A 23,173-nucleotide genomic window follows, 5' to 3' on the forward strand; every position below is an offset into this window, starting at 1 on the left:
GGCTAAAGATGCCCATGCCGACCAGCACCAGTACCGCCAGGAGCGCGGGGAACTGCGCGAGAAGCGAGCACGGTCCGCAGATCGAAGGGGGTTCAGGGGCGCGGGGAACTGCGCGAGTAACCGGCCACGGTCCGCGGACGAAGGCGGGTCGAGGGCTCAGGTCCCGGTATGGGTGTGGTTCGCCGCATGCTGCCAAGGGGCGCGGGGAACTGCGCGAGTCGCCCGCACGGTCCGCGGACGAAAACGGGTTCAGGGGCGTGGGGGAAGTGCGCGAGCCGGCTCGCACGGTCCGCGGACGGAGGTGGGTCGGGGGCGCGCGGCCGCCCCGCGCGGTCTGCGGCGGGCGGGGCCTTCCCCGGGGCATACCGACTGGTTAGTCTGTGGGGGTTCGGCAGAAGCAGAGAGGCGGGTCGGCATGGGCACGGGACAGGACACCGCGGTGGTGGTGACCGGCGCGGGCGGCGGCATAGGAGCCGCACTCGCACGCAGATTCGCGGCGGAAGGCGCCCGGGTGGTCGTCAACGACCTGGACGCGGACAAGGCCCGCAAGACCGCCGAGGAGATCGGCGCGATCGCCGTGCCGGGCGACGCCTCCACCGTCGTCGCCGCGGCCCGCGAGGCACTGGGCGGGACCATCGACATCTACTGCGCCAACGCGGGCCTGGGATCGGGCGGTTCGGAGTCCGCCCCCGAGGACGTGTGGGCCGCGGCCTGGGACGTCAACGTGATGGCCCACGTGCGGGCCGCCCGTGAACTGCTGCCCGACTGGCTGGAGCGCGGCAGCGGACGCTTCGTCTCCACCGTCTCGGCCGCCGGCCTGCTCACGATGATCGGCGCCGCCCCGTACAGCGTGACCAAGCACGGCGCGCTCGCCTTCGCGGAATGGCTGTCGCTGACCTACCGGCACCGCGGCATCCAGGTCCACGCCATCTGCCCGCAGGGCGTGCGCACCGACATGCTGGCGGCCACGGGCTCGGCCGGAGACCTGGTGCTCAGGCCCACCGCGATCGAGCCGGACGAGGTGGCCGCGGCCCTCTTCGCCGCGATGGCCGACGACCGCTTCCTGGTGCTGCCCCACCCCGAGGTCGCCGACTACTACACCGCCCGCGCGGCCACCCCCGACCGCTGGCTGACCAGCATGAACCACCTCCAGCAGAAGTGGGAGACGAACGCCGGATGACCTCGATCTACGTGGCCAGGCCCTGGCTCTCCCAGCTCAGCGAGGCCCAGCGGGCGCCCGTCGAGCCGCCCGAGACGGTGCTGCACTCCTTCCGCGCCGCCGTCGCCCGCGCCCCCGAACGCACCGCGCTGGCCTACTTCGACGGCCGTCTCAGCTACGCCGAGACCGACGCGCTCTCCGACTCCGTGGCCGGCCATCTCGCCGCCCGGGGCCTGGTCCGCGGCGACCGGGTCGCCCTCATGCTCCAGAACACCCCGCACTTCGTGCTCGCCCTGCTCGGCGCGTGGAAGGCCGGGGCCACCGTGGTGCCGCTCAACCCGATGTACAAGTCGGGCGAGGTCGCGCACGTGCTGAAGGACTCCGAGGCAGCCGCGCTGATCTGTTCCGACCGCGCCTGGGAGGACTATCTGCGCGACACCGCGGCCAATTCCCCCGTCCGCGTCGCGCTCACCGCGTGCGAACTCGACCTCCAGACGAGGAACGACGACCGCGTCCTCGGTTTCGAGCGGCTGCCCCGGCCCGCCGACACCGACGACCTGATCGCCGTCGCCCGGCAGGGCCTGAGCGCGCCCGCGGAACGGGAACTCTCCGCCCAGGACACGGCGTTGATCAGTTACACCTCCGGCACCAGCGGAACCCCCAAGGGCGCGATGAACACCCATCGCGGCATCACCTACAACGCGGAAAGGCAGCGCACCGGCCATCCGATAGCCGAGGGCTCGGGCTACTTCGCGCTCGCCCCGCTCTTCCACATCACCGGCATGGTCTGCGAACTCGCCGCCTGCGTGGCCAACGCGGGCACCCTGGTCCTGGCCCACCGCTTCCACCCGGGCGTCGTCCTGGACGCCTTCGCCGAGCACCGCCCCGCCTACACGGTCGGCCCCTCCACGGCCTTCATGGCGCTCGCGGCCACCCCCGGCGTCACCCGGGAGCACTTCGCCTCCTTCCAGGTGATCTCCTCGGGCGGCGCCCCGCTGCCGCCCGCTCTCGTCGAGAAGTTCCGCGAGGGCTTCGGCCCGTACATCCGCAACGGCTACGGACTGACCGAGTGCACCGCGCCCTGCGCCTCGGTGCCGCCCGAGAAGGAGGCGCCGGTCGATCCGGTCTCCGGCACCCTCTCGGTCGGCGTGCCCGGGCCCGAGACGGTCGTACGGATCGTCGACCTCGCGGGCAACGACGTGCCCTTCGGCGAGCAGGGCGAGATCGTGGTGTCCGGCCCCCAGGTCGTGCCCGGCTACTGGCGCCGGCCCGAGGCCACCGCCGAGGCGTTCCCCGGCGGCGAACTGCGCACCGGCGACATCGGCTTCATGGACCGCGACGGCTGGCTCTACGTGGTCGACCGCATGAAGGACATGATCAACGCGTCCGGGTTCAAGGTCTGGCCCCGCGAGGTCGAGGACGTCCTGTACACCCACCCGGCGGTCCGCGAGGCGGCCGTCGTGGGCATCCCCGACGCCTACCGGGGCGAGAGCGTGAAGGCGTACGTCAGCCTGCGCCCGGGCGCCGAGGCCGGCCCCGCCGAACTCGCCGCGTACTGCAAGGAACGCCTCGCCGCCTACAAGTACCCGCGCGAGGTGGAGATCCTGGCGGAGCTTCCCAAGACCACGAGTGGGAAGATCCTCAGGCGGGAACTGCGCACCCGGGCGTAGCGACCACCAGGCACGATGAACACGGCACGACCAGCACACAGCGAGGGGCCAGGCCCCTCGCGCACGTACGAGAGAAAGGTGGCGGCGATGGCCAAGGCGACGGAGACGAGCGGCACCACCCCCGTCCCCCAGCGGCTGCTCGCCGCCGCCACCCGGCTCTTCGCGGAGAATGGCTACGACCGCACCTCCGTGCAGGAGATCGTCGAGGCGGCGGGCGTCACCAAGGGCGCGCTCTACCACTACTTCGGCTCCAAGGAGGACCTCCTCCAGGAGGTGTACGCCCGGGTGCTGCGCCTCCAGCAGGAGCGGCTCGACGCCTTCGCCGACGCGGACGAGCCGATCGAGCGGCGGCTGCGCGAGGCGGCCGCCGACGTGGTGGTGACCACCATCGACAACCTCGACGACGCGGCGATCTTCTTCCGCTCGATGCACCATCTGAGCCCGGAGAAGAACAAGCAGGTCCGCGCCGAGCGCCGCCGCTACCACGAACGCTTCCGCGCCCTCGTCGAGGAGGGCCAGGCCGCCGGGGTGTTCTCCACCGCGACCCCGGCCGACCTCGTGGTGGACTACCACTTCGGCTCGGTCCACCACCTGTCCACCTGGTACCGCCCGGACGGCCCGCTCAGCCAGCAGCAGGTCGCCGACCACCTCGCCGACCTGCTGCTGCGCGCCCTGCGGCCCTGAACCGGCCGGCCGCTACAGGTACTTCTTCAGCTCGCGGCGGGCCAGCGAGCGCTGGTGGACCTCGTCGGGCCCGTCGGCGAGCCTCAACGTCCGTGCCGCGGCCCACAGTTCGGCCAGCGGGAAGTCCTGGCTGACACCGCCCGCCCCGTGCAGCTGGACGGCGCGGTCGATGATGTCGACGACCGTGCGCGGTGTGGCGATCTTGATGGCCTGGATCTCGGTGTGCGCCCCGCGGTTGCCCACGGTGTCCATCAGCCAGGCGGTCTTCAGGACGAGCAGCCTGAGCTGCTCGACCGCGACGCGGGAGTCCGCGATCCACTCCTGGACCACGCCCTGCTGGGCGATGGGCCTGCCGAACGCCGTACGGGACACCGCCCGGCGGCACATCAGCTCGATCGCCCGCTCGGCCATGCCGATCAGCCGCATGCAGTGGTGGATGCGGCCGGGCCCGAGCCGGGCCTGGGCGATGGCGAAGCCGCCGCCCTCCTCGCCGATGAGGTTGCTCGCGGGCACCCGGGCGCCGTGGAAGACGACCTCGGCGTGGCCTCCGTGGTAGTGGTCCTCGTAGCCGTACACCCGCATGGCGCGGCGGATCTCGACGCCCGGGGTGTCGCGCGGGACCAGGATCATCGACTGCTGGCGGCGGACGTCCGCGCCCGCGGGGTCGGTCTTGCCCATCACGATGAAGATCGCGCAGTCCGGGTTCATGGCGCCGGAGATGTACCACTTGCGACCGGTGATGACGTAGTCGTCGCCGTCCCGTTCGATGCGCGTCTCGATGTTGGTGGCGTCCGAGGAGGCGACCTCGGGCTCGGTCATCGCGAACGCGGAGCGGATCTCCCCGGCCAGCAGCGGCTCCAGCCACCGCTTCTTCTGCTCCTCCGAACCGAACTGGGTCAGCACCTCCATGTTCCCGGTGTCCGGGGCCGCGCAGTTGAGGGCGGTGGGCGCCAAGTGCGGGGAGCGGCCGGTGATTTCGGCCAGCGGGGCGTACTGGAGGTTGGTGAGCCCCGCGCCGTACTCCGCGTCGGGCAGGAACAGGTTCCACAGCCCCCGCCTGCGCGCCTCGGCCTTGAGGTCCTCGACCACCCGCGGGGTGTCCCACGGCGAGGCGAGCAGGGCGCGCTGCTCCTCGGCGACCGCCTCGGCGGGGTGGACGTGCTCGTCCATGAAGGCCAGGAGCGCGGTCCGCAGCTCTTGGGTGCGGGCGTCGAATGTGAAGTCCATGGCGGGTGTTCAGCCTTCCTGGAGGGTGGTGAGGCCGTGCTCGATGAAGACGGGGACCAGCTCGCCGATGCGGTCGAAGCCGGCGCCCACGGTCTGGCCGAGGGTGTAGCGGTAGTGGATGCCTTCGAGGATCACGGCGAGCTTGAACCAGGCGAACGCCGTGTACCAGGCGATGGCCGAGGTGTCGCGGCCGGAGCGGGCCGCGTAGCGTTCGATCAGCTCGGCGGGGTCGGGGTGGCCGGCGGCGCCGGCCGTGGTGGAGACCGGCGAGTCGGGGACCTCCAGCTTCGCGCTGTACATCACGAGCAGGCCGAGGTCGGTCAACGGGTCGCCCAGTGTGGACATCTCCCAGTCGAGGACCGCCTTGATCCGGTCGTCGTCGCCGATCAGGACGTTGTCGAGGCGGTAGTCGCCGTGCACGACGGTGGGTGCGGGGGAGGTGGGCAGCTCCCGGCCCAGGGCCGCGTGCAGCTCGTCGATGCCGGCCAGGTCGCGGTTGCGGGAGGCGTCGAGCTGCTTGCCCCAGCGGCGCAGCTGGCGGTCGAGGAAGCCGTCGGGCCGCCCGAAGTCGCCGAGGCCGACCGACTCGGGATCGACGGCGTGCAGCTCGACGAGCGTGTCGACGAGGGCGAGCACGGCCGCCCGGGTCCGCTCGGCGCCGAGCGGGGCGAGCTGCCGCGCGGTGCGGTACGGCGTGCCGACGACGTACTCCATGACGTAGAACGGCGAGCCGAGCACCGACTCGTCCTCGCAGAGCAGCACCGGCTCGGGCACCGGGACGGTCGTCGGGTGCAGGGCGCTGATGACCCGGTGCTCGCGCTTCATGTCGTGCGCGGTGGCGAGCACGTGGCCCAGCGGCGGCCGCCGCACGACCCACCGGCCGGTGCCGTCGGTGACCACGTACGTCAGGTTCGACCGGCCCCCCTCGATCAGCCGGGCGCTGAGCGGTCCGCTCACGAGGCCCGGACGCGCGCGGTCCAGGTGGGCCCGCAGCCGCTCCGGGTCGAGGCCTGGCGGGGGGACTGTGCTCATGGTCGGCACCTCCGGAACGGGGGTCGGTCATCCTGTCCGGAGTCAGGCTACCGACCAGTCGGTATGCCGTCCAGGCCGGACCGTGAATTGTGGCGTGCCGGCGGCGGGGGTCAGAACAGTACGGCCACGGCGAAGCAGGCGAGGGCCACCGTGCAGGCGGCCGCGCCGACCGCGGCGCCGACCCCGAGGACCCGGGGGCGCGCCGCGCCGCTCAGGGCCTGGATGCGGCGGTGCGCCACGACCAGGAACCCGAGCCACACGAGCCCGCTGAGCGCCACCGCGACCAGGGAGAGCGGTGCACCGCCGTGGTGCACCGCCTGTTTGGCGGCCAGCACGGCGGCCACCGTGCAGGCCAGGGTGGTGCGCCGCCAGGCGAGCCGGGTCCGCTCCGGCTGGAGCCCGGGATCGCGCGCGGGAACGGGGGAGGGCATCAGCCCGCCCAGCCGAAGACGACCACCACCACCATGACCACGGCGACGACGGCGACGGCGAGGCCGAGCAGCGTGGGGAACCGCGACACCGGCAGGTCCTCGCCGCGCCGCATGGCCCGCTCGCAGCGCACCCAGTGGTTCACCGCCCGCAGCGCGCACAGCACCCCCGAGGCGAGCAGCGCCAGCGCGAGCGCCACCCGGACGCCCCAGCGCAGCCCGGGCAGGAACTGGTCGACCGCGAAACCGCCCCCGACCAGCGCCAGCGAGGTCCTGATCCAGGCCAGGAAGGTGCGCTCGTTGGCGAGCGAGAACCGGTAGTCGGGGGTCTCGCCCTCCTCGCCGATGCGCTGCGGCGCGAACCACAGCCGCAGGGTCTGCACGATCGTGATCACCCGCCGCACCCTACCCGGCGGCCCCTCAGGACAGGGCGATCCCCGAGGCGCGCAGCCGCTGCCAGGCCGCGAGCCCGTCCGGCACCCACTCCCACGTGCCGATCCGGCGCTCCAGTTCGGCGAGCGGCAGGAAGTCGTGCCAGGCGACCTCCTCCGCCTGCGGGTTCACCGGCAGCTCGCAGCGCACCTCGTACACGGACGACCACCAGCTCTGCGGACCGTTCTCGTACAGGAACTTGAACAGCGGCACGGGCCGCGGCAGCCCGGACACCCCGAGCTCCTCCTCGGCCTCGCGCAGCGCCGCGCCGTCGTACGACTCGCCCGCGCCGACCACCCCGCCGACGAACATGTCGTACAGGGAGGGGAAGACGAGCTTGTCCGGGGTGCGCCGGTGCACGAAGATCCGGCCCTCGGCGTCCCGGGCCAGGACGAACACGCAGCGGTGGCGGAGATGGTGCGCGTAGGCGTCGGCGCGGCGGGCCTGTCCGATCACGGTGTCGTTCGCGTCGACGATGTCCAGGATTTCGTCAGCCGGGTTCATGGAGCCATGAAACCACCGTCCCGGCGGTCGCCCGCCGGGCCGCTCAGTGCGGCTGGAGGTCGCGGGCCTCTTCCCTCGGCGCGGTGCCCGACGGCATCGCCGGGTGCAGCCCGAGCAGCACGATCCCGGCCACGATCGCCGCGAGCCCGGCCGCCTCCCAGGCGAGTGCGCCCGCGTCGGTACGCAGCCGGTCCCCGAGGAAGCCGACCCCGCAGGCGATCCCCGCGAGCGGCTGGGCGGCCGTCAGGGCGGGCAGCGACATGCGCAGCGGGGCGGTCTCGAAGGCGCTCTGCACCAGGACCAGACCGGTCACCCCGAGGGCGATCACGCCGTACGGCTGCCAGCTCGTCATCAGTTCCGGCCAGCCGCCGCCCGACAGGCGCTGGCCGCTGATCCGGGTCAGCGCGTCCTGGAGGCCGTACAGCAGGCCCGCGGCGACGGCCAGCATGACCGGCGCGGCCACGCTGAGCCGGTCGTGCTTGGCGAGCCCCGCCAGCAGCAGCGAGATCCCGACCACGAGGCCCACGATGAGCCAGTGCCGCAGCGCGCCCGCCTCCGAGACGCCGCCGTGCGGCTGGCCCGCCACGATGAACGCGGTCACCCCGCCCGCGAGCAGCGCGAGGCCCGCCCAGCCCTGGCGGCCCAGCCGCTGGCGGGTCCAGAGTCTGGAGAGCCACATCGCGAAGAAGAGGTTGGTCGCCACCAGCGGCTCGACCAGCGAGACCTCGCCCCAGCCCAGCGCGAGGGCGCTGAGCACCATGCCGGTCACCATCAGCCCTATGCCGGCCAGCCAGCGCGGCATCCGCACGAGGTCGAGCAGCAGCCGCGGCGACATGAAGTCGCTCAGCGGGGCGTGCTGTGCCGCGTTCTGCTGCAGCACGAAGCCCGAGCCCAGACAGCACGCTGCGCTCACGGCGAGGACGAGGACCAGGACCGACACGACGTACACCTCAAGTACGGCCGGGGGGCACTGACTTGGCCGACGATAGCGCCCCGGGGGCGCGGATGCCTCCCGGGCGGCCGGACCTGGACGGTTGACGCCGGGTGGGCGCCCGCCGAAGATCTGACGCACGGGTAACTTGGCGGACGAGCGGAGTGACGGGCCCATGGCGTACGACGCCGATGTGATCGTGATCGGGGCGGGGCTCGCGGGCCTGGTGGCCACGGCCGAGCTGGCGGACGCCGGCAAGAAGGTGATCCTCCTCGACCAGGAGCCCGAGCAGTCGCTCGGCGGCCAGGCCCACTGGTCCTTCGGCGGGCTCTTCCTCGTCGACTCGCCCGAGCAGCGCCGCATGCGCATCAAGGACAGCCGGGCGCTGGCGCTCCAGGACTGGTACGGCACGGCGGGCTTCGACCGGCCGGAGGACCACTGGCCGCGCGAGTGGGCCAAGGCGTACGTCGACTTCGCCTCCGGCGAGAAGCGCGCGTGGCTGCACGCCCAGGGGGTCCGCTTCTTCCCCGTGGTGGGCTGGGCCGAGCGGGGCGGTTACGACGCCAACGGGCATGGCAACTCCGTTCCCCGCTTCCACATCACCTGGGGCACCGGGCCGGGCATCGTGGCCCCGTTCGAGCGGCGGGTGCGGGAGGCCGCCGCCCGGGGGCTCGTGCGGTTCGGGTTCCGGCACCGGGTGACGGGCCTCGGACGCACCGCCGGCGCCGTCGACACCGTGACCGGCGAGGTCCTGGAGCCGTCCGCCGCCGAGCGCGGAACCGCGTCCACCCGGACCGTCACCGGCTCCTTCGAGCTTACGGCGCAGGCGGTCGTCGTGACCAGCGGCGGCATCGGAGGCAATCACGACCTCGTGAGGTCACAGTGGCCCGAGCGGCTCGGCACCCCGCCCGAGCACCTGCTCTCCGGAGTGCCCGCCCACGTCGACGGCCTCATGCTCGGCATCGCGGAGGAGGCCGGTGCCCACCACATCAACCGCGACCGGATGTGGCACTACACCGAGGGCATCCAGAACTGGGACCCGATCTGGGCCCGGCACGGCATCCGCATCCTGCCCGGCCCCTCCTCGCTCTGGCTGGACGCGCGCGGCAACCGGCTGCCCGTGCCGCTCTTCCCCGGCTTCGACACCCTGGGCACCCTCGACCACATCATGAAGACCGGCCACCACCACACGTGGTTCGTGCTCGACCAGAAGATCATCGGCAAGGAGTTCGCGCTGTCGGGCTCCGAGCAGAACCCCGACCTGACCGGCAAGTCCGTGCGCGGGGTCATCGGGCGGGCGCGGGCGGACGTGCCGGGCCCGGTGAAGGCGTTCATGGACCACGGCGCCGACTTCGTCGTCGAGAAGGACCTGGCCTCGCTGGTGCGCGGCATGAACGCGCTCACCGAGGAACCCCTGCTCGACGAGGCGGCGGTGCGCCGCGAGATCGTGGCCCGCGACCGCGAGATCGCCAACCCGTTCACCAAGGACCTCCAGGTCACCGCCATCCGCGGGGCGCGCAACTACCTGGGCGACAAGCTGATCCGCACCGCGCCCCCGCACCGCATCCTGGACCCGAAGGCCGGCCCGCTGATCGCGGTCAAGCTGCACATCCTGACCCGCAAGTCGCTCGGCGGCCTGGAGACCGACCTCTCCTCCCGGGTGCTCACGGCGGGCGGCGAGCCGCTGCCGGGCGTGTACGCGGCGGGCGAGGCGGCCGGGTTCGGCGGCGGAGGCGTGCACGGCTACCGCTCCCTGGAGGGGACCTTCCTCGGCGGCTGCATCTTCTCGGGCCGCGCGGCGGGCCGGGCCGCGGCGAAGGCCGTGTCCTAGCCCGGCGCGCGGGGGCCCGCCCGGGCCCGCGTCCGGCGGACCCGCGCCCCTCAGCCCCGGCCGAGCCGCTCCACCAGGCGGAACCGCGTGGCGATCACCGGGGTCTCGTCGGTGACCTCGAAATCCGGGTCGCCCAGGGCCTCCAGCATCTCCGGACTGCGCCAGAACCCCTCGTGGTTGGCGCGCCACTGGGCCACGCTCTCGTCCCCCTCGCCCTCGTCGATCGCGTGCTGGAGGTCCACCTCGGCGAGCGGAAGGACCCGCACGTCGGTCACCTCGATCACGGCGACCGCCTCGCCCGCGGAGTCGATCACGCGGCTGCGCTCCCCGACGTACGGCAGGGGATCGCCCTCGTGCTCGTAGTCGGCGAGCAGACCGGTGGTCGAGGTCTTCGCGCCGCTGAGCACGGCGGCGACCAGCTGGTCACGCAGCGGACCCGGAAAGGCCAGCAGGAATTCGGGCAGTGGTTGTCGATCCGTCATGTGGCCAGCCTAGGCGGTGCCCGCGGCGATCAACTCCCTTGAGCGGGGCCCAAGTTCGCTGATCGTTCAAGGGGCGAACGGCCTTGACGTGGAGCACCGCGTACCGCTTTGCTGTCGGCGACCATCGCGCACGTGTTCAGCGTCCACATGCATGCCCGGGCGCCGTCGCCTCACACAGGAAGTACGCGGATGTCCCCGCCTCCGCCCCCGCTCGGCCGACCCCGCCCACGGGGCAGCCGATCGTTCGATCCGGCCCTCGACGACACCGAACTCGCCACGGTCCGGGACCAGTTGGCGCAGGGCCGGTGGACCAGGGTCCGCTCGCTGCTCGGGGCGACCGGCGACGACTGGGACCGCCGGGGGCACCGGATCACCGTGCTCGCCGAACCCGCCACCAGCGTCGTCTGGGCCCGCGAGTGGCTGCTCGCCGAGCCCGACAGCGCCGACGCCGCCGCGCTGTTCGCCTGTGCCAGCGTGCAGCAGTGCCTGCGCGGCAAGGAGTCCGAGGAGCGCGCCCACGAGGCCTGTCTGACCGCGGCCGGACGCGCCCCCGCCGACCCGACCCCCTGGCTGTCGCTGCTGGCCCTGGCCCGCGCGCTGGGCACCGAGGACGAGACGGTGCGCGCCTTCGAGGAGGTGCGGGCCCGCCACCCCGAGCACCACCACGCCCACCATCTGATGGCCGCCCGGCTCGCCGAACGCCGTCCCGGCGACGGCCCCGACCCGCTGCACGAGGTGTACGACTTCGCCGCCGCCTCGGCGGCCCGGGCCCCCGCCGACTCCCCGCTCGCCCTGCTCCCGCTGATCGCCCACGCCGAGCGCTACCGGGTGCTGGCCGCGGCCGGGGGCCGGCCCGGCGACCCCGCCGCCTCCGGCCACTGGAGCGGCAGGCGGGCCGGCCAGGTCATCAGGACCGCGTTCGACTGGTGGCTCGAATGGGAGCGCGAGGACCACCCCCGGGCGGGCATCGACCTCAACTTCCTCGCCCATGCCAAGCACTGCGAGGGCCGCACCGCCGAGGCCGCCGCCCTCTTCCACCGCATCGGGCGCCACGTCACCCCGGCCCCCTGGTCCTACCCGGACCGCGACCCGTACCACGCCTTCCACGCCGCGCGCAGCGCCGCGCTCGGTTCCGTGTAGCGCGCGGCCCCGGCCCGCACCATGGCCGCACCCGTGTCCCCGTCCCGCAGGCAGTACCGAAAGGGCAGACCCCGCATGCCGAGCCAGACCAGCGAGACCGAGATCAGCACGTACAAGGGACAGGACCGGGCGCTGCGCGCCGACCGCCTCGGCACCCCGGGGCTGCTGCTCTCGGTCCTCGCGGCGAGCGCGCCGCTGATGGTGGTGGCCGGGGTGATGCCGGCCGCGTTCGCCGCGATGGGCGTCGTCGGGCAGCCCCTGCTGTTCCTGATCCTCGGCGCGGTCCTCGCCCTGTTCAGCGTCGGGTACGCCGAGATGAGCCGCCATGTGCACAACGCGGGCGCGTTCTACGCGTACATCGCGCGGGGGCTCGGGCCGACCGCCGGGGCCTCGGCCGCCCATGTGGCGCTCGCGGCCTACAGCGCGCTCCAGGTCGGCATCTACGGCATGTTCGGGTTCGAGGTCTCCGGGCTGCTCGACACCTACGCGCACGTCGCCATCGACTGGTGGGTGCCCGCGCTGCTGGCCGTCGCGCTGGTCGGCGCGCTCGCCTGGCTGAAGATCGACCTCAACGCCAAGGTGCTCGGGGTGCTCCTGGTCATCGAGGTCGCCCTCGTCGTCGCCTTCGACGGCGCGGCACTGGCGAAACCGGCCGCCGACGGACTCTCGCTGCACGCCTTCAACCCGCACACCCTGAGCGCCGGCGGCAGCGTCGGTGTCGCGCTGTGCTTCTGCATCGCCGCGTTCACCGGGTTCGAGCAGGCGCCCGTGTACGCCGAGGAGACCAGCCGCCCGCACGTCGTCGTCAAGCGCGTCATGTTCCTCGCCGTCGGTTTCGTGGCGGTCTTCTTCGCGCTCAGCTCCTGGGCGCTGACGCTGGCGACGGGCCCGCGCGACATCGTGGACTCCGCCCAGAAGCAGGGCCCAGGGCTGCTGTTCGCGCTGGCCGGGAAGAACCTCGGCGCCACGTTCACCGACGTGCTCCACGTCCTGTTCGTGACCGGCATGTTCGCGGCGCTGCTCAGCTTCCACAACGTCGTCGCCCGCTACGTCTTCGCCATGGGCCGCGAGGGGCTGCTGCCCGCCGGCTTCGGCCGCACCAGCAGCACCAGCGGGGCCCCGGCGGGCGGCTCGCTGCTCCAGAGCGTGATCTCGGTCGTGGTCGTCGTGGCCTTCGCGCTCACCGACCACTGGCCGGCCGGCGACCCGACCGCGCCCGTCATGCACCTGTTCACCTGGATGGGCAACGTCGGCGCGCTCGGCGTGACCCTCCTGATGGCCACCGCCTCCCTCGCCGTGATCGTCTTCTTCGTCCGCCGGGGAGCGGCCGGGGCCCAGCTGTGGCGGCTGCTCGCCGCGGGCGCCGCAGGCATCGCGCTGTTCGGCATCGCCGCGTACACCGTCAAGCAGTTCCACGTGCTGGTCGGTGCGGGGCCGCGCGACGCGCTCAACTGGGTGCTGCCCGGCATCGTGGCGCTCGCGCTGGTCGCGGGCCTGGTCCACGGCCTCGTGCTGCGGGCGAGGAACCCGGAGGCGCACGCCCGGATCGGCCTGGGCAACGAGGCCTTCCAGCTGGAGCGGGCGGCCGCCGCCGAGCGGGGCGGATCTCCCGCGGTGCCGGGCCGCCGCCAGCCCGGTCAGCGGGAGGCGGGCCGCGGCGCCGGGCTGTGAGCCGGCCGGGGGGAATTCTGACGGAACGGTGACGGACGGCCGGGGCCCCTGGCAGGACCGGCCCGCGGGTGTTCGAATCGTCGGGTGAGACCAGATCCAACGCCACCGCCCGCGCGGGGCGCACCCGTCGGGCGCCGGCTCGTGCTCGGCATGCTCGGGCTCGGCGTGGCCGGGGTCGCCTCGGCGCGCTACGTCCAGAACGGCCTGGAGTCGTTCCTGGGCGCCGCCGCCGACAAGGACCCCACCGGGCTGACCAGTCTGCTGCCCAACGGCGGCGGCTTCCGCTACTACTCGGTGGCCGCCTCCGTGCCCGACCGGAGCGCCGCCGACTACCGGCTCACCGTGGACGGCCTGGTCACCAGGCCCGCCACCTACACCCTCGACGCCCTGCGCGCGCTGCCGCAGACCCGGCTGGTGCGCGACGTGCAGTGCGTGACGGGGTGGCGGGTGCCCGGCACCCCCTTCGCCGGGGTCCAGCTGTCCCGCCTCCTCGACGCGGCGGGGGTGCGGCCGGGCGCCGGGGCGGTCCGGTTCACCTGCTTCGACGGCGCGTACAGCGAGAGCCTCACCCTTGAACAGGCGCGTCGCGACGACGTGTTGATCGCGCTGAGCATGCAGGACAAGCCGGTCAGCCACGCACACGGCGGCCCGGTACGGCTGTATGTGGCGCCCATGTACTTCTACAAGTCGGCGAAGTGGCTGTCCGGGATCACCGTGACGGAGAAGGTCGAGCGGGGATTCTGGGAGGAGCGAGGCTATGACACCGACGCCTGGGTCGGCCGGTCCAACGGACGCCAGGACACCCCCACCTCCTGAACTCCCGTACCGGGTGCGGAGGTTCACGGCGGGAGAGCGGTGGGTGCACCGCGCCACCGCGTGGCTGATGGGTGCCTGTGTGGTGACCGCGGCGATCCTCTACGTCCCCCAGTTCGCCGAGGCCGTCGGCCGCCGGGAGCTGGTGGTGCGGGTGCACGAGATCTGCGGGGTGCTGCTGCCCGCGCCGGTGCTGCTCGGGCTCGCCTCCCGGGCGTTCCGGGCGGACCTGGGCCGCCTCAACCGCTTCCTGCCGTACGACAGGACCTGGCTGCGCACCGCGCTGCGCAGGGAGCGGGAGCCGCGCCCGGCCGGGAAGTTCAACGCCGGTCAGAAGGTGTACGCGGGCTGGATCGCGGGGGCCGCGCTGGTGATGCTGGGCACCGGGGTGCTGATGTGGTTCACGCACCTCGCGCCCATCGAGGTGCGGATCGGCTCGACCTTCGTGCACGACTGGCTGTCGCTGGCGGTCGGGATCGTCGTCATCGGCCATGTGTGGATGGCGCTCGGCGACCCGGAGGCACGCCGTGGCATGCGCACCGGGTCGGTCGAGCGGCGCTGGGCCACGAGGGAGCACCCGTTGTGGGAGCCGGAGCTAGACGACGAGTGACAGCAGCAGGACGAAGCCGAGTGCCACCACGGAGATGATCGTCTCCATCACCGACCAGGTCTTGATCGTCTGGCCGACGTTCATCCCGAAGTACTCCTTGACCAGCCAGAATCCGGCGTCGTTCACATGGCTGAAGAAGAGCGAGCCGGCGCCGACGGCCAGCACGAGCAGCGCCGCGTGCGCGGTCGACATGTCGGCCGCCAGCGGCGCCACGAGTCCGGCCGCCGAGATGGTCGCCACCGTCGCCGAGCCGGTCGCGAGCCGGATCGCCACCGCGATCAGCCAGGCGAGCAGCAGCGAGGGGATCGCCCAGTCCTTGGAGAGGTCCAGGATCATCTGGCCGACGCCCACGTCGATCAGCGTCTGCTTGAAGCCGCCGCCCGCGCCCACGATCAGCAGGATGCCCGCGATCGGCGCGAGGGACTTCTCGACGGTCGCCGAGATCCGCTCCTTGGTGAACCCGGCCGCCCGGCCCAGCGTGAAGATGCCCACGACGACGGCCGCGAGCAGCGCGATCAGGGGTGAGCCGATCACGTCGGTGACCCGCTGGACGTGGTTCTTGGGATCGTCGACGACGATGTCGACCAGGGCCTTGGCCAGCATCAGGACGACCGGGAGCAGCACGGTGACGAGGGTCGCGCCGAAGCCCGGCCGCTTCTCCAGGTCCTCGGAGGGGCGGCTGGGCACCATCTTGTCCGGGGCCGGGATGTCGACCCAGCGGGCCGCGTACTTCGAGAACAGCGGGCCCGCGATGATCACCGTCGGAACGGCGACGACCACGCCGAGCGCCAGCGTCACACCGAGGTTGGCGCCGATCGCGTCGATGGCGACCAGGGGCCCCGGGTGCGGCGGGATCAGGCCGTGCATGACGGACAGACCGGCCAGCGCGGGGATGCCGATCCGCATCAGCGAGTAGTTGCCGCGCTTGGCGACGAGCAGCACCACGGGGATCAGCAGCACGATGCCGACCTCGAAGAACAGCGGAAGCCCGATGATCGAGGCGATGGCCACCATCGCCCACGGCATGGCCCGCCCGCCGGACTTCCCGGCCCTGGCCAGGATGGTGTCGACGATCTGGTCCGCGCCGCCGGAGTCGGCCAGCAGCTTGCCGAGGATGGCACCGAGCGCGATCAGCACGCCCACCCCGGCGACCGTGCTGCCGAGTCCGCCGCTGAAGCTGGCGATGGCCTTGTCGAGCGGGGCGCCCGCGAAGGCGCCGAGCGCCAGCGAGCCGATGGTCAGGGCCAGGAAGGCGTGCAGCTTGAACCTGGTGATGAGCAGGACGATGACGGCGATGCCCGCGAGTACGGCAATGCCCAGCTGGGTGTTGCCGGCCGAGGTGATCGGCTCCGGGGCGCCCGCTGCCAGGAACTCGACGCTGAGTCTGGTCACGGTGGGGATTCCTTAGGTGGTGAGCGGTCGCAGAGCGGCGGCGGCCCGCTCCGCGATGTCCTCGGGGGTGCCGGAGACGTCGACCGAGACACCCGTCTCGTCGGCGCCCAGCGGCTGGAGGTCGGCGAACTGCGAATCGAGCAGCGCGGTCGGCATGAAGTGCCCCTTGCGCTCGGCCATCCGCCGCTCGATGAGCGCGCGGTCGCCGGTCAGGTGCAGGAAGACCAGGCCGGGGGCGGCCGCCCGCAGCCGGTCGCGGTAGCTCCGCTTGAGCGCGGAGCTGCTGACGACGCCGCCGAGCCCGGCGCGGCCGTGCGCCCACGCGCCGATCGCGTCGAGCCAGGGCCGGCGGTCGTCGTCGTCCAGCGGGATGCCCGCGGACATCTTGGCGACGTTGGCCTCCGGGTGGAAGTCGTCGCCCTCGGCGTAGGGGACGCCGAGCCGTTCTGCGACCAGCGGCCCGATGGTGGTCTTGCCGGTCCCGGCAACACCCATCACGACGATGGTCAGGGGGGAGTTCATGCGGGTGGTGCCTCGCTGTCCTCATCGACATCGATGTCCGTCGCGCACACTCAAACCCATTAGGTACGACATATTCAAGAGCTCGTGATGTAAAAGTCATACTTTTGAGGCCTGATGGCCGCACCGTAGGCTTGGCCCATGACGACTCGGGCCCGGGGGCTTCACACGCATGTGCTCGAAAGCCTGGGCCTGGCGATCACCGCGGGGGAGTACCCGCCGGGCAGTGTGCTGCGCACCGACGAGCTCGCCCAGCGCTTCGACGTCTCGCGCACCGTGGTCCGCGAGGTGATCCGGGTCCTCGAATCCATGTACCTGGTCGAGTCCAGACGCCGGGTCGGCGTGACCGTACAGCCGGCCGAGCAGTGGAACGTGTACGACCCGCAGGTCATCCGGTGGCGGCTCGCGGGCGCCGACCGGCCGCGCCAGCTGCGCTCCCTGACCGTGCTGCGCTCCGCCGTGGAGCCGGTCGCCGCCGGGCTCGCCGCGCTGCGGGCCACCCCCGCCCAGTGCGCCGACCTCACCGAGCGGGCCCTCGGCATGGTCGCCACCTCGCGCGGGCGCCAGCTGGAGGCGTACCTCGTGCACGACGTCGCCTTCCACCGGATCGTGCTCAACGCCTCCGGCAACGAGATGTTCGCCCGGCTCGGCGACGTGGTGGCCGAGGTGCTCACCGGCCGCACCCACCACCAGGTGATGTTCCCCGACCCGGATCCGGCCGCCGTCACTTTGCACGTGCGGGTGGCCGAGGCGGTGCGCGCACGCGACGCCGCGGAGGCCGAGCGGCTGACCCGGGAGATCGCGGTGGGCGCGCTCCAGGAACTGGACGTCCTCGCCCCATAGGTACCCTAGGCAACAAAAAACGCTCACAGAATGCTTTTCTGTTACCTCTGAAACACCTCAAATCTGTCTCTACGTGACATTGGACACTGCCAAACTGGGCCGACAGCCGGGACCATGAGCCGTTGGTCCGTGCCATGGTGACGACTAGTCCCAGCCAGGGTGACGACCTGCATCACCGGTTAGGCCGGTCCCGCACGACCGCATGACCCCTCACAAAGGCGAACTACTCCATGAGTGACCGCACCATGCCTGCGGCCGAGACCCAGAGTGCCCCCGCGGGGGCGACGACGGGCACCCCCCACATCGACGCCGGTGACGCCGGTTACAGCAAGGACCTCAAGTCCCGCCACATCAACATGATCGCCATCGGCGGCGCGATAGGCACCGGCCTCTTCCTCGGTGCCGGCGGCCGGATGGCGGGCGCGGGCCCCTCGCTCGCGATCGCGTACGCGGTCTGCGGCGTCTTCGCCTTCTTCGTCGTACGGGCCCTGGGTGAGCTCGTGCTCTACCGCCCCTCCTCGGGTGCCTTCGTCAGTTACGCCCGTGAGTTCATGGGCGAGAAGGGTGCCTACACGGCGGGCTGGCTGTACTTCCTGAACTGGTCGACCACCGCCGTCGCCGACATCACCGCGGCCGCGACCTACGCCCACTTCTGGGCCATGTTCAGCAGCGTTCCGCAGTGGGTCTGCGCCCTGGTCGCGCTCGCGGTCGTCCTCACCGCCAACCTCATCTCGGTGAAGTACTTCGGCGAGATGGAGTTCTGGTTCGCGATCATCAAGGTCGTCGCCCTGGTCGCGTTCATGCTCGTCGGCATCTACCTCGTGGTCACCCAGCACGACGTGGACGGCGCCACCCCGGGCCTCGCCAACATCACCAGCCACGGCGGCATCTTCCCGATGGGCATGCTGCCCATGCTGCTCGTCATCCAGGGCGTCGTCTTCGCGTACGCCTCGGTCGAGCTGTGCGGCGTCGCCGCGGGCGAGACGGAGAACCCGCACAAGATCCTGCCCAAGGCGATCAACTCGATCATGTGGCGCGTCGGCATCTTCTACGTCGGCTCGGTCGTGCTGCTCGCGCTGCTGCTTCCGTACACGGAGTACTCCGAGAACCAGAGCCCGTTCGTCACCGTCCTGGACAAGATCGGGGTGCCCGGCGCGGCCGGAGTGATGAACCTGGTGGTCCTCACCGCCGCCCTCTCCAGCCTCAACTCGGGCCTGTACTCCACCGGCCGCATCCTGCGCTCGATGTCGCTCGCGGGCTCCGCGCCCAAGTTCGTCGGCGTGATGAACAAGGGCAAGGTCCCCTACGGCGGCGTGCTCTTCACCGCGTTCTTCGGCGTCCTCGGGGTCGCCCTCAACGGCTTCGTGCCCGACGACGCCTTCGAGATCGTGCTGAACTTCGCCTCCATCGGCATCCTCGGCACCTGGGCGATGATCATGATCTGCTCGCTGCTGTTCTGGCGCCGTGCGCAGGAGGGCAGCCTCCAGCGCCCCTCCTACCGGCTGCCGTGGGCCCCGTACACGCAGATCGTGACCCTGGTCTTCCTCGCCGCCGTGGCGTTCTTGATGTGGTACGGCGGGGGAGTGGGCCGCACCACGATCTACTGCCTCCCGATCATCGCCGCGCTGCTCGTCGGCGGCTGGTACGTCGTCCGCAAGCGGGTCGGCGCGATCGCCTCGGCCTCGGGCGAGTAGCCCCACCCCGTCCTGCCGAGAGGGCGGCACCCCGGTTCGCCGGGGTGCCGCCCTCTTCGCGTGCCTGCGGCAGGCCTCAGGCACGCACGTGCCGCAGCCGGGCCGCGGCCGCGGCGAGCATCATCTCCAGGGCCGCCGGATAGGCGCTGCGGCCCATCTCCGCCACCAGCGTCGGCGCGGTCGCCGCCACGTGCGGATGGGAGCGGGCCGGAAGCCGCGCGTACTTCTCCCGCCAGGCCCGCTCCTCCTGGGTCCGGGACCGCGTCGGCAGGGTGAGCACGGCCGCGTCGAGCGCCGCGAACGACAGGGCCTGGTCGACGAAGACGTGGTAGATCCGCACCGCCTCCGCGTCCGGGAACCCGGCCCCGCGCAGGATCCCGAGGATCGTCTCCACCGACCGCATCTCGTTGACCCGCCCGGTCACCCGGGTGCAGGTCAGCAGCGCCGCCTGCGGATGGGCCTGGTAGTCGGCGTGGATGCGCAGGCCGAGCGAGCGCAGGTCGGCCCGCCACTCGCCGGTCGGCCGCCAGGAGCGCAGGGTGCGCCCGATGAGCTCGTCGGCCACCGCGAGCAGCAGGTCGTCGGTGTCGTGGAAGTACCGGTAGAGCGCGCTCGGATCCGCGCCCAGGGCCGTGCCCAGCCGGCGCACGGTCAGCGCGGCCGCCCCGTGCTCGCCGATCAGCCGCAGCGCCGTCTCGACGATCAGTTCCTCGGACAGCACCGTGCCCCGCTTGGTGGGCCGACGGCGGCGCCGCTCCCCGTCCGCCACGACTCGCTCGCTCATGCGCCGCACCCTACGAACCGGCGACCGTTATGACAACAGCGTTGACGCAATAGTCCGGCGGCGAGTTCGATGTGCCGCCATCGGGGCCGACGAGCGCCCCTCGGCGAAGGAGCGTCCGTGCGCACTCCCTACGGCAGTGACCCGCCCGTTCTGCGCAAGAGCCTCGGCGTCCTCGACGGCGTCGCGATAGCCGCCTCCTCCACGGCGGCCACCACCAGCATCGGCATCGGACTCGGTGTCACGGCCGGCGCGGTGGGCCTGCACCTCCCGATCGTCATGCTGCTGGCGTTCGTGCCGATCCTCGGCATCGCCAGCGCCTACACGCGGCTCAACAAGGTCGAGCCCAACATGGGCAGCGGCTATGTGTGGGTGGGCCGCTCGCTCAGCCCCTGGCTGGGCTTCCTCACCGGCTGGATCGGCATCGTCTCGACGGTCGTCTTCCTCTCCTACACCACCGCCGTCACCGGCTCCGCCCTCATCCAGCTCGCGGGCGAGAGCGGCCTGCACGAGGTCGGCGGGGTGCGCCTGGACCCCGACTCCACCGCCCAGTCCACCGCCCTCGGCATCGTGATCCTGGTCGCCGTCACCTTCACCGCGGTCGTCGGCACCCGCTCGGCCGCCACCCTGCAGAAGTGGCTCCTGGTCTTCGAGTACGCCGTGCTGCTCGGCTTCTGCGGCTACGGCCTGCTCAAGGGCCCGCACCCCTTCAGCCTCGACTGGCTCAACCCCTTCACCATCCCCTCCGGTCAGGCACTCGCCCAGGGGCTGCTGCTCTCCGTCTTCTGCTACTGGGGCTTCGAGTCGACCTTCAGCGTGAACGAGGAGGTCCGCGACCCGCAGGACGCCTCCAAGGCCGGACTCATCACCCTGTTCACCATGCTCGGCCTGTTCCTCCTCGGTTCTTTCTCCTTCCAACGGGTGCTCTCCGCCGACGAGTTGGTGGGCCACGGCGCCCAGGGCCTCACCTTCTTCGGCGACCGGCTCGCCAGTCAGCCGCTCGCCGCCCTTCCCCTGGTCGCCCTGACCTTCTCGGCCGTCGCCTCGCTCCAGTCCGGCGTCATCCCCACCGTGCGCGGCATGTTCGCGATGAGCCGCGACCGCACGCTGGGCCCGCTGTGGCTCAAGGTCAGCCCCCGGTACGGGACCCCGGCGGCGGGCACCGTCGCCATCGGCTGCGTGGCGGCGGCCATCGCCGTCCTCTCGCTGCTCATCCCCAAGATCGGCGACCTGATCCTGGCCTCCGTCAACGCCATCGGGATCGTGGTGTCCCTCTACTACGCGCTGACCGCCCTGGCCGCGGCGAGCCGTTTCCGCGGCGCCCTGAGGGAGAGCGCGGGCGAGGCGCTGCGCGCCGTGGTCATCCCGGTCCTCAGCGCCCTGTTCCTGCTCGGCCTCGGCGGCTACCTCGGCTGGACCTTCTACACCTCCGCCGACCACTTCGAAGTCAGCCCCGACAACGGGTGGTTCATGCTCCTGTGCCCCGCGGCGATGCTGCTGAGCGGGGTGGTCGCGGCCGCCTGGGCCAAGTGGGTAAGAAAATCACCGTACTTCGTCACGGGCCGCTCGACCATGGAGGGCGAACCGCCGCCGCTGGGCGCGTCCCCCGAAACCGTCTGAACCCTCCGCACACCTCCGCACAGAATGGATCCGCGCATGCGCCACACCCCCGCCGACCTCGTCTTCACCGGCGGTCCGGTCCTCACCCTGGACGCCGCCCGCTCCCGCGCCACCACGGTGGCCGTCACCGGGGACCGGATCACCGCCGTCGGCCACGACGAGGTGCGCGAACTGATCGGCCCGAAGACCGACGTCGTCGACCTCGCGGGCAAGCTGCTGATCCCCGGCTTCCAGGACGCCCACGTGCACCCGGTGTCGGCGGGCATAGAGCTGGCGCGCTGCGACCTCACCGGCCTGCGCACGGCGGCCGACACCCTGGCGGCCGTCCGGGCCTACGCCGACGCCCACCCCGACCAGGAGTGGATCACCGGCGGGGGCTGGTCCATGGAAGCCTTCGAGGGCGGCAGCCCCACCCGCGACCTCCTCGACCGCGTCGTGCCCGACCGCCCCGTCTACCTCCCCAACCGGGACCACCACGGAGCCTGGGTCAACACCCTCGCCCTCACGCTCGCCCACATCACCCGGGACACCCCCGACCCCGCCGACGGCCGCATCGAGCGCGACGCGTCCGGCGAGCCCACCGGGCTGCTCCAGGAGGGGGCCATGGACCTGGTCGGCCGGTTCACCCCGCGCTCCACCCCCGCCGAACGGCGCGCGGCCCTGCTGCGCGCCCAGGCCCACCTCCACGCGTACGGGATCACCGCCTGGCAGGACGCGATCGTGGGCCGCTTCGGCTCCATGGACGACCCCGCGGACGCCTATGTGAGCGCCGCCCGCGACGGCTCGCTCACCGCCCGGGTGGTCGGCGCCCTGTGGTGGGACCGCGAGCGCGGCTCCGAGCAGATCCCCGAACTCGTCGAGCGGAGGCGGGAGTTGAGCCACGGCCGGTTCCGGGCCGGATCGGTGAAGATCATGCTGGACGGGGTCGCCGAGACAGGCACCGCGGCCCTGCTCGGTCCCTACCTCGACGCCTGCGGCTGCGCCACCGCCAACACCGGCACCAGCTTCGTCGACCCCGCCGACCTTCGCTCGTACGTCACGCGGCTGGACGCACTCGGCTTCCAGGCCCACTTCCACGCGCTCGGCGACCGGGCCGTGCGCGAGGCGCTCGACGCGGTAGGGGCGGCCCGCGAGGCCAACGGGTGGAGCGACACCCGCCCGCACCTCGCCCACCTCCAGATCGTGCACCCCGACGACATCGGCCGCTTCCGCGAGCTCGGCGCGACCGCCAACATCCAGCCCCTGTGGGCCTCGCACGAACCCCAGATGGACGAGCTGACCATCCCCTTCCTCGGCGCGGAACGGGCCGGATGGCAGTATCCGTTCGCGGCGCTGCTCCACTCCGGGGCGACCGTGGCGGCGGGCTCCGACTGGCCGGTCAGCAGCCCCGACCCGATGGAGGGCATCCACACGGCGGTGAACCGGATCGCGCCCGGCGAGCAGGGCCCGGTGTTCCTGCCCGAGCAGCGCATCACCCTGACCGCCGCGTTCGCCGCGTACACCGCGGGGACCGCGTACGTGAACCACCTCGACGACACGGGCTCGATCCGCGCGGGCGCCCTCGCCGACCTGGCGGTGCTCGACCGCGACCCGTACGCCGGGCCGCCCCAGGAGATCGGCGCGACCCGGGTGCTCGCGACCTACGTCGGCGGCGAGCGGGTGCACGAGGCCACCTCATAGGGTGTATCCCTGATACACCCGACGGCACGG

At 72.3% G+C, this 23,173-nt stretch carries 22 protein-coding genes; 12 read left to right on the forward strand and 10 right to left on the reverse strand.

The features are described 5' to 3' along the window. Positions 1 to 415 precede the first annotated feature (415 nt). The 3 genes from AC07F3_RS23200 (at position 416) to AC07F3_RS23210 (ending at position 3,513) form a co-directional block, all read left to right on the forward strand. Positions 416 to 1,180, forward strand: a complete 765-nt coding sequence (locus tag AC07F3_RS23200; RefSeq protein ID WP_479116379.1) for an SDR family oxidoreductase — start codon at positions 416 to 418, stop codon at positions 1,178 to 1,180. Further along, positions 1,177 to 2,829 (forward strand): class I adenylate-forming enzyme family protein, encoded by a 1,653-nt coding sequence (locus AC07F3_RS23205; protein WP_479116380.1) that lies wholly within the window; start codon positions 1,177 to 1,179, stop codon positions 2,827 to 2,829. The genes AC07F3_RS23200 and AC07F3_RS23205 overlap by 4 nt, the downstream gene beginning before the upstream one ends. A gap of 87 nt (positions 2,830 to 2,916) precedes the next feature. Then, complete coding sequence (locus tag AC07F3_RS23210; protein WP_479116381.1) at positions 2,917 to 3,513, forward strand: TetR/AcrR family transcriptional regulator; 597 nt, start codon at positions 2,917 to 2,919, stop codon at positions 3,511 to 3,513. A gap of 12 nt (positions 3,514 to 3,525) precedes the next feature. On the opposite strand, the gene AC07F3_RS23215 is transcribed toward AC07F3_RS23210, so the two are convergent. From AC07F3_RS23215 to AC07F3_RS23240, 6 genes are all read right to left on the reverse strand, one after another. Continuing rightward, positions 3,526 to 4,740, reverse strand: a complete 1,215-nt coding sequence (locus tag AC07F3_RS23215) for an acyl-CoA dehydrogenase family protein (protein ID WP_479116382.1) — start codon at positions 4,738 to 4,740, stop codon at positions 3,526 to 3,528. 9 nt (positions 4,741 to 4,749) lie between these two features. Next, positions 4,750 to 5,772, reverse strand: coding sequence for a phosphotransferase family protein (locus AC07F3_RS23220; RefSeq protein ID WP_479116383.1), 1,023 nt, complete (start codon positions 5,770 to 5,772; stop codon positions 4,750 to 4,752). A gap of 110 nt (positions 5,773 to 5,882) precedes the next feature. Then, positions 5,883 to 6,203, reverse strand: coding sequence for a DUF202 domain-containing protein (locus AC07F3_RS23225; protein WP_479116384.1), 321 nt, complete (start codon positions 6,201 to 6,203; stop codon positions 5,883 to 5,885). After that, positions 6,203 to 6,595: a YidH family protein gene (locus AC07F3_RS23230; protein ID WP_479116385.1), complete on the reverse strand. Its 393-nt coding sequence runs from the start codon at positions 6,593 to 6,595 to the stop codon at positions 6,203 to 6,205. The genes AC07F3_RS23225 and AC07F3_RS23230 overlap by 1 nt, the downstream gene beginning before the upstream one ends. A gap of 25 nt (positions 6,596 to 6,620) precedes the next feature. Continuing rightward, entirely contained in the window at positions 6,621 to 7,136 is a 516-nt protein-coding gene (locus AC07F3_RS23235) for an NUDIX hydrolase (RefSeq protein ID WP_479116386.1), read from the reverse strand. Between the two features lie 43 nt (positions 7,137 to 7,179). After that, on the reverse strand, positions 7,180 to 8,076 hold the full coding sequence (locus AC07F3_RS23240) for a DMT family transporter (RefSeq protein ID WP_479116387.1): 897 nt from the start codon (positions 8,074 to 8,076) through the stop codon (positions 7,180 to 7,182). Between the two features lie 166 nt (positions 8,077 to 8,242). On the opposite strand from AC07F3_RS23240, the gene AC07F3_RS23245 reads away from it, so the two are divergent. Then, on the forward strand, positions 8,243 to 9,898 hold the full coding sequence (locus AC07F3_RS23245; RefSeq protein WP_479116388.1) for an FAD-binding dehydrogenase: 1,656 nt from the start codon (positions 8,243 to 8,245) through the stop codon (positions 9,896 to 9,898). Between the two features lie 50 nt (positions 9,899 to 9,948). Here the strand turns inward: AC07F3_RS23245 and AC07F3_RS23250 are convergent, their stop codons facing one another. Further along, positions 9,949 to 10,380 carry an ASCH domain-containing protein gene (locus AC07F3_RS23250; protein WP_479116389.1) on the reverse strand — a complete coding sequence of 144 codons (432 nt, stop codon included), beginning with the start codon at positions 10,378 to 10,380 and terminating at the stop codon, positions 9,949 to 9,951. A 189-nt stretch (positions 10,381 to 10,569) separates the two neighbouring features. On the opposite strand from AC07F3_RS23250, the gene AC07F3_RS23255 reads away from it, so the two are divergent. The 4 genes from AC07F3_RS23255 to AC07F3_RS23270 all read left to right on the forward strand — a co-directional run bounded on the left by AC07F3_RS23255 (position 10,570) and on the right by AC07F3_RS23270 (position 14,614). After that, positions 10,570 to 11,520, forward strand: coding sequence for a hypothetical protein (locus tag AC07F3_RS23255; protein WP_479116390.1), 951 nt, complete (start codon positions 10,570 to 10,572; stop codon positions 11,518 to 11,520). 75 nt (positions 11,521 to 11,595) lie between these two features. Beyond that, a complete protein-coding gene (locus AC07F3_RS23260) occupies positions 11,596 to 13,191 on the forward strand; it encodes an APC family permease (protein ID WP_479116391.1) in 1,596 nt (531 codons plus the stop codon). A gap of 84 nt (positions 13,192 to 13,275) precedes the next feature. Beyond that, entirely contained in the window at positions 13,276 to 14,007 is a 732-nt protein-coding gene (locus AC07F3_RS23265; RefSeq protein WP_479116392.1) for a molybdopterin-dependent oxidoreductase, read from the forward strand. Then, positions 13,949 to 14,614, forward strand: coding sequence for a cytochrome b/b6 domain-containing protein (locus AC07F3_RS23270; RefSeq protein ID WP_479116393.1), 666 nt, complete (start codon positions 13,949 to 13,951; stop codon positions 14,612 to 14,614). The genes AC07F3_RS23265 and AC07F3_RS23270 overlap by 59 nt, the downstream gene beginning before the upstream one ends. On the opposite strand, the gene AC07F3_RS23275 is transcribed toward AC07F3_RS23270, so the two are convergent. Next, positions 14,600 to 16,006, reverse strand: coding sequence for a GntT/GntP/DsdX family permease (locus tag AC07F3_RS23275; protein WP_479116394.1), 1,407 nt, complete (start codon positions 16,004 to 16,006; stop codon positions 14,600 to 14,602). The two genes, AC07F3_RS23270 and AC07F3_RS23275, sit on opposite strands and share 15 nt — an antisense overlap. Before the next feature lie 12 nt (positions 16,007 to 16,018). Further along, positions 16,019 to 16,528 (reverse strand): gluconokinase, encoded by a 510-nt coding sequence (locus tag AC07F3_RS23280; RefSeq protein WP_479116395.1) that lies wholly within the window; start codon positions 16,526 to 16,528, stop codon positions 16,019 to 16,021. A 138-nt stretch (positions 16,529 to 16,666) separates the two neighbouring features. Here AC07F3_RS23280 and AC07F3_RS23285 point away from each other — a divergent pair, with 138 nt between their 5' ends. Both AC07F3_RS23285 and AC07F3_RS23290 read left to right on the forward strand, forming a co-directional pair. After that, positions 16,667 to 17,368, forward strand: coding sequence for a FadR/GntR family transcriptional regulator (locus tag AC07F3_RS23285; RefSeq protein WP_479116396.1), 702 nt, complete (start codon positions 16,667 to 16,669; stop codon positions 17,366 to 17,368). 230 nt (positions 17,369 to 17,598) lie between these two features. Next, positions 17,599 to 19,062 carry an amino acid permease gene (locus AC07F3_RS23290; protein ID WP_479116397.1) on the forward strand — a complete coding sequence of 488 codons (1,464 nt, stop codon included), beginning with the start codon at positions 17,599 to 17,601 and terminating at the stop codon, positions 19,060 to 19,062. 76 nt (positions 19,063 to 19,138) lie between these two features. Here AC07F3_RS23290 and AC07F3_RS23295 read toward each other — a convergent pair whose 3' ends face one another. Further along, a complete protein-coding gene (locus tag AC07F3_RS23295; RefSeq protein WP_479116398.1) occupies positions 19,139 to 19,846 on the reverse strand; it encodes a TetR/AcrR family transcriptional regulator in 708 nt (235 codons plus the stop codon). 69 nt (positions 19,847 to 19,915) lie between these two features. On the opposite strand from AC07F3_RS23295, the gene AC07F3_RS23300 reads away from it, so the two are divergent. Together AC07F3_RS23300 and AC07F3_RS23305 are read left to right on the forward strand one after the other, a co-directional pair. Next, positions 19,916 to 21,463: an APC family permease gene (locus AC07F3_RS23300; protein WP_479116399.1), complete on the forward strand. Its 1,548-nt coding sequence runs from the start codon at positions 19,916 to 19,918 to the stop codon at positions 21,461 to 21,463. A gap of 36 nt (positions 21,464 to 21,499) precedes the next feature. Next, entirely contained in the window at positions 21,500 to 23,143 is a 1,644-nt protein-coding gene (locus AC07F3_RS23305; RefSeq protein ID WP_479116400.1) for an amidohydrolase, read from the forward strand. The last annotated feature ends 30 nt before the right edge of the window (positions 23,144 to 23,173 follow it).

Source organism: Streptomyces sp. NPDC045846 (assembly GCF_056431605.1).